This window comes from Mesorhizobium sp. M1A.F.Ca.IN.020.06.1.1 (assembly GCF_004023265.1).
Lineage (GTDB): Bacteria > Pseudomonadota > Alphaproteobacteria > Rhizobiales > Rhizobiaceae > Mesorhizobium.
The window spans coordinates 1-5,399 of record NZ_RZSR01000359.1 but is presented as its reverse complement, the minus strand read 5'-3'; the positions used below and the strand labels follow the sequence as shown (position 1 = coordinate 5,399).

The 5,399-nt window shown below is 61.7% G+C and carries 5 protein-coding genes; all 5 read right to left on the bottom strand.

The annotated features are described in order from the left end of the window. On the bottom strand, window positions 1-959 hold a 959-nt coding region (locus tag EOA60_RS16960; protein ID WP_128311638.1), incomplete at its 3' end, for a formate--tetrahydrofolate ligase. A 377-nt stretch (window positions 960-1,336) separates the two neighbouring features. Next, window positions 1,337-2,461: a DUF2333 family protein gene (locus EOA60_RS16955; protein WP_095777276.1), complete on the bottom strand. Its 1,125-nt coding sequence runs from the start codon at window positions 2,459-2,461 to the stop codon at window positions 1,337-1,339. 15 nt (window positions 2,462-2,476) lie between these two features. Continuing rightward, entirely contained in the window at window positions 2,477-3,784 is a 1,308-nt protein-coding gene (locus tag EOA60_RS16950; protein ID WP_095823294.1) for a DUF6638 family protein, read from the bottom strand. Between the two features lie 109 nt (window positions 3,785-3,893). Then, window positions 3,894-4,310: a DUF559 domain-containing protein gene (locus EOA60_RS16945; RefSeq protein WP_095823568.1), complete on the bottom strand. Its 417-nt coding sequence runs from the start codon at window positions 4,308-4,310 to the stop codon at window positions 3,894-3,896. 102 nt (window positions 4,311-4,412) lie between these two features. Next, the coding region (locus EOA60_RS16940) for an ATP-binding protein (RefSeq protein ID WP_164899360.1) at window positions 4,413-5,399 on the bottom strand (987 nt) is incomplete at its 5' end.

Here is a 5,399-nt window from a genome sequence, read left to right as displayed (position 1 = left end):
TTGCGGCACTTGATGTCGAAGAATTTTTCGGCTCCCAGGTCGGCGCCGAAGCCGGCTTCGGTCACGACGTAGTCGGCAAGCTTCAGCGCCGTCGTCGTGGCGACGACCGAGTTGCAGCCATGCGCGATGTTGGCGAACGGGCCGCCATGCACGAAGGCCGGGTTGTTCTCCAGCGTCTGCACCAGGTTGGGCTGGATGGCGTCCTTCAAAAGCACGGCCATGGCGCCGTCGGCCTTGAGGTCGCGGGCATAGACCGGCGACTTGTCGCGGCGGTAGGCAACGATGATGTCGCCGAGGCGCTTCTCAAGATCCTTGAGGTCGGTGGCAAGGCACAGGATCGCCATGACTTCCGAAGCGACGGTGATGTCGAAGCCGGCCTCACGGGGGAAGCCGTTGGCGACGCCGCCCAGCGAGCAGATGATCTCGCGCAGCGCCCGGTCGTTCATGTCCATGACGCGGCGCCAGGCGACGCGACGGGTATCGATGCCGAGCTCGTTGCCCCAGTAGATGTGGTTGTCGATCAGCGCCGAAAGCAGGTTGTGGGCCGTGGTGATGGCGTGGAAGTCACCGGTGAAGTGGAGGTTCATATCGTCCATCGGCACCACCTGGGCCAGGCCGCCGCCGGCGGCGCCACCCTTCATGCCGAAGTTCGGGCCGAGCGAGGCTTCGCGGATGCACACGATCGCCTTCTTGCCGATGCGGTTCAGGCCGTCGCCGAGGCCGACCGTAGTGGTCGTCTTGCCTTCGCCGGCAGGCGTCGGGTTGATGGCGGTGACGAGGATCAGCTTGCCGTCCTTGTTGCCCCGCACCGATTTGATGAATTCGGCCGAGACCTTCGCCTTGTCGTGGCCATAGGGCAAAAGGTGCTCGTAAGGGATGCCGATCTTGGCGCCGATCTCCTGGATCGGTTTCTTCCTGGCGGCGCGCGCGATCTCGATGTCGGACTTCACTTCGGCCATGACGGCTTTCCTCTGGATTGTGCGGTGGAGGGGACGGGTTCGATCACTAAAGCAATTCCAGGAAAAGTGTGAGCCGGTCTTCCGTCCGGAATTGCGTGAAAACGAGGAAACAGGGCGGTTCTGCGTTTCCGCCCGGACGCAAGGGCATGTTCTAACCCTGTCGCGGTCACGGCGTCAACTTTCATGCAACTATGTTTCCTGTGAAGAAATTATTGCGTTCCCGGCCGACCTTCCTAAGGGTCTTTGGCGCCCGGTCGTTGCGAGCGTATAGAAGCCAGAGCAGGGATCGTTCCGCCGTCTCAAAACAGCCGCGCAATGCGCGGAATGCGACAGACGCGACGGCGCAAATCCGCCACCGTGCTGCGGTGGCGGCAGCGCTATTGGCTGAGCACGTTGCTGATCTCGACCATGTTGGAGCGCACGCGCAGGATATAGAAGCCCATGGTCGTCAGATGCGTCGGCAGCAGCCAGCCGTCCTCGCGGCCGTTGGCGATGATGAAGGGCTGGATGCGCAGTGCCGAGACGAATTGCGCGTCCATGGTGTCCCACAAATTCTGCAGGTGCTTTTCCTTGATCACGTCCTCAAAGTCGGCCTGCGCCGCTTTCATCAGGCCGTAATAGGCGTAGAGCTGGCCATAGGCGAACCAGAAGCGGTCGTCGGCGCGGAAGTCGAACCAGCCGTCATTATGGTTCTCGGCGCGCTCCTTCAAGATCGCGGAGGTCGAGCCGATGTCGCTGGCGATGCGGTCGATATATTGCTTCAGATTGTCGGCGCGGGCATCGAACGTCGCCTGACAACTGGCAAGGCGAGCGTTGAAGGAGCGCAGCTTGCGCACCGCGTCGCGGTAGTAGCTCGGCGTCGGCGTCTTGGGGCCGAACGGGTTGAGGCCGAAATACCAGGTCTCTTCGTCGAATTGCAGATTGCCGCGTGCATCCTGCAGGTCGGCGTCGATCTGCGAGGTGGTGCGCACGCGGCCGAGATTGTCGGCAAGCTCGGTGGCGGTGCGCCGGACCGCCTGGTTGATGCCGCGCTGAAAAGAGGCCTTGTTGTCCATCCACGGCGTATGGTCCCAGTCGATGCCGAACAAGCCGAGCTTGTAAAGGATCATCGAGGAGACCCAGGCATTCTGGTTGACGTTGAAGTCCGTCAGATCGGCAGCCACCTGGGCTATCCCTGAGTTGCCGCAGGTCTTGGCGGTGTCGGTGCCAGCGCCGGCGGAGACCTGCTCGCCGGCCGAGACGCTGCGCTTCTCGAAGGTGTATTTGTCAGGATAGTTCGGGTCGAAATTGTTCCACCACTGGGTGGCGTAGAAGAAGTTGGCGTAAAGGCCGATCAAAACCAGCAAGGCAAGGCCGACCACCGCCTTCAGGATCCAGCCGCGCTGGCCGTACCAGCGGCCGGCCCATATGAACGGCCAGAGAATAATGCCGACGACGAAGCCTATGCCGCGGCCGATCCACTGGAAAATCCGGGTGAAGAAACTCACGATCGGATCAAGCATGGCTCTCGTCCCCCCTCAGTCCGTCAAGCCGTAAAGGCGCGCGCGGAATGCCGCCTTGTCCTTCAAATATGTGGTTTTCAGAACGTCCACAACATGCGATCGCCACGCATCGCTGAAGCCGTCGAAGTCCTTGTAGAAGCCCGGTTTGTTGAAGACGTAGCGCGAGACGAAGTCCTGTGGCACGAAATCCGAGATCAACTGATTGGTGAGCCAGGCATCGGGATGATCGGGCTTGGCGCGCACAACCAGGAAGCGCTGGCGCGGCGGCACATCTTCAAGCTTCAGGTGGCCGAACTGGGCGATCTCGCGCTTGGCGGCGTTGAGGAAAGGGAAATTGCCGTCGCTGGCAATCAGGTCGGCATGGCTGTGGATCCAGGTCTGCAGCCAGACCTTGTCGACGTCCGTCAAGTTGCGGTTGGGCTCGGCATCGCGGATCAGTGCCCTCACCACCATCTCGGCGCGGTGCTCCAGATAGCCCGAGGTCTCGATCCAGGAAGCGCGCGGCAGGTCAAGACGGCCGGTGGCGGCGAGGAAGCGGAATACCTTGTCGGCGTCGTTGATCGACAGATAGCTCACCTGCCAGGGCCGCGAGCGGCGGAAGCCGGGCGCAGCCGGATCGCTGATCACCGTCGTCATGTCCGGGTCGACGAAGACGTAGAGCCCGCCGAAATGGCTGGTCCAGTAGGCGTTGTGGCGGAAGATCACCTGATCGGGCACCAGCGCGTTCTCGCGGATGTCGCCGCAGACCTTGGCGAGGCCGACCATGCGCTCGAGCATGGCGTTGTCGCGCCAGGCGTCGGGTTCCTGCTTCAGCCGGTCGACCAGCTTGCCGAGCTCGGCCGCCTTGCCGAGCACGTCCTCGGCCGACAATACCTTGAACTCGACCTGATTGATCGACAGCAGGTCCTCGATGTCGTCGACCTTGGGGACGGAGTCCTCGATCTCGCCGTAGATGACGTCCTTGATGGTCAGCGCGTCGATGGCACGCTGGTTCTTGGACATGAACTCGAACATCAGCTGCGAGGTGTTGGAGAAGGCGGTGTGCACGACCGGCAAATCGATCTGCGACGGCGTCAGGATGATGAAGCGGCGGTTGACCTCGTTGGGATCGAGATAGCCGTAATCGCCACATTCCTCGGCCACCTCGGGCGAGAAACCGGTGCGGTCGATCTGGAAGCTCGTCAGCTTGGTCGGCTCGAGGCCGAAGGCGACGAGAGCCTTGTTGTAGCGCTGGATGAGATGCGGCTCGTCGACGACGAGCAGCCTGCCATAGATCAGCTCGTTGTCGCGCAGAAGGTCGGGCTTTTTGGCGGGACGGGTCATTGGCAAAGGTCCGACGGATGTAGCCTCGAAAGGCGAACCGGCAACGCCGACGCCCCCCTCTCCCCGTTCTTGACGGGGAGAGGGTAAGGGTGAGGGGCGGCGCCAACGATCAAAGATTTGTCTCCCCGTAGCCGCTGGCAGCAATAAATCGAAGCTCGTGCGTCTCGATCAGACAATCGAGACGGCATTCGATCGCAGCAAGTATGGTTTCGAGCACCTCATCCCGCTTCTTCAAGACATCGACATTCCAGAAGCGGAGAACGGACCTATTGTTTGAGATCAGGAAGCGATCCCTGATCTGGTCGTAGCTGTCGCCTGCATGCTGGCTGCCATCGACCTCGACAACGAGCTGGCACTCCCTGCAGGCAAAATCAGCGAAATAATTGCCTATCGGAAACTGCCGCACAAACTTATGGCCATTCAATCGTCTGTCGCGCAGTTCCATCCAAAGAGCTGTTTCCGCGTCGTTATCCGACTGCCGGAGGCGTCTTGCCCGTTTCGTTGTAGCGACTTCTGGTCCACGCACGGCGCTGCCCCTCACTCTTACCCTCTCCCCGTGAAGGACGGGGAGAGGGAGGCGCCGACGTTGGCACCACATCCTTCCGCACTTGCGGGCAGCGAAGGAAGCCTACGCATTCCAAAGCCCCTTCTTCTTCAGCTCCTCCATCTCGCGCACGGCGCGTTCGCGCAGCCGCGCGTCGCGCAAAAGCTTCTCGACCGCCGCGTCGTCGGACTTGTCGGAGTAGCGGAATTCGGAATCGGCGTAGCGGTTGATCTCCTGCATGACCATGTCCATCGAGAACGGCCCGCGCAACTCCTCGATCATCGCCTTCTTGTCGTCGTAGGCCTTGTGGATGAAGGCTTCCGGCTTCTCGAACCAGTCGTCCGGCAGCTCGATATCCATGGCGCGCATCTTGATGGCGTCGGTCACGTTCTTGATGGCGCGGCCGGTGAAGCGCGGCTCGGCATCCTTGATCATGTGCAGGTAGGTGCCGATATCGGCCATCGTCTTCGGTGCGCCGTTCTCCTTCATATAGCGCTCATAGACCTTCATCAGCCCGTCTTCCTGCGGCTTCTCGTGCTCCTCATAAGCCGCAGTCACGGCGCGCTGGATTTCCTGCGCGGCATAGAGCTCGTGCTCGCCCAGCGGGATCTTGTGGTTCTTGCCGGCGAGCAGCACGAAGATGTCGATGTAGTCGTCGCGGCTCTGGGGGCCGTCGACCAGCCAGCGGGCGCCGGCGCGCTGGCGCAGCGCGTCGTCGACATTTTCGGGGTAGTTGGAAAACATGCCGAAGGAGCAGTTGCCTCGCACCACGGTGGAAGCGCCGGCAAAGGCGTCCATGAGCACGCCGGTGATCTCCTGCTGGCCGGCGGATGCACGGTCGTCCGAGCGGCGCGCCGCCACCTGGTCGATGTCGTCGATGGTGCCGAAACCGATGGCCCGCGGATTGAGCACATTGTTGATGAACTGGCGGCAGTTCTGGCCGGACTTGCCCTGGTAGGAAGAAATCTGGTCGACCCCGAAATTCTCGTAGACGAAGGGATAGCCGGCGACCTGACAATAGTTGTTGAGGAGGCCGGCGATCATCTTGATCAGCGTCGTCTTGCCGGTGCC

Bases quoted from the DNA above. Each gene is read 5' to 3' on its own strand.
- EOA60_RS16950 (WP_095823294.1), bottom strand. From the start codon at position 3,784: ATGACCCGTCCCGCCAAAAAGCCCGACCTTCTGCGCGACAACGAGCTG.
- EOA60_RS16955 (WP_095777276.1), bottom strand. From the start codon at position 2,461: ATGCTTGATCCGATCGTGAGTTTCTTCACCCGGATTTTCCAGTGGATC.